Genomic DNA, 531 nt, shown 5'->3' on the forward strand with positions numbered 1-531 from the left:
GAATTGAGGTGAGGGCTGTTGTAGTACTAAAACTGTTAATTAACCAATCAATTTCTTTGGTTGCTTCCAATGCTCGCCCAGCTGAAAGAAGCATAAATACTTTATCTATAATGCGTCGTGTGCAAACTGCCACTTCAGGGGCATCGTTGTAGAAATATTCCTTTAAATCCTTGCCAGTGTGATAACGTATTATATCCAATAAGCCTTCATATATAGTTTGAGTATTGAAAAGGATACTTTTTTCATCTCCAAATTGACCTTGGGATAAGTAGTCATCGTAGATTAGTGATGAAGAAGACATAATTCAAAGAAAAGTCGGCGATTGTTTTATGAACCATCATTAAACTAAATCTGCCGAGGACCTAAATTAATTAGACCTTCGGCAGATTTGGTTTTTTCTTATTATGATTAGTTACCTCTATTAAAGGTAATTAACCATAACCAGCTATTTTACAGAATAAAATTCCTCCGATAGCCGCATCGCAGGGAACTGTGATTGAGCTTTAAACTCATCAGCGATTAGTACTGATG

At 36.0% G+C, this 531-nt stretch carries 1 protein-coding gene; it reads right to left on the reverse strand.

Translation table 11 applies throughout. The features are described from left to right. The coding region (locus J4D97_RS23235) for a hypothetical protein (protein WP_208309659.1) at positions 1 to 301 on the reverse strand (301 nt) is incomplete at its 3' end. Positions 302 to 531 lie beyond the last annotated feature (230 nt).

Origin of the sequence: Hymenobacter defluvii, from assembly GCF_017589435.1 — a bacterium.
GTDB classification, from domain to species: Bacteria; Bacteroidota; Bacteroidia; order Cytophagales; family Hymenobacteraceae; genus Hymenobacter; species Hymenobacter profundi.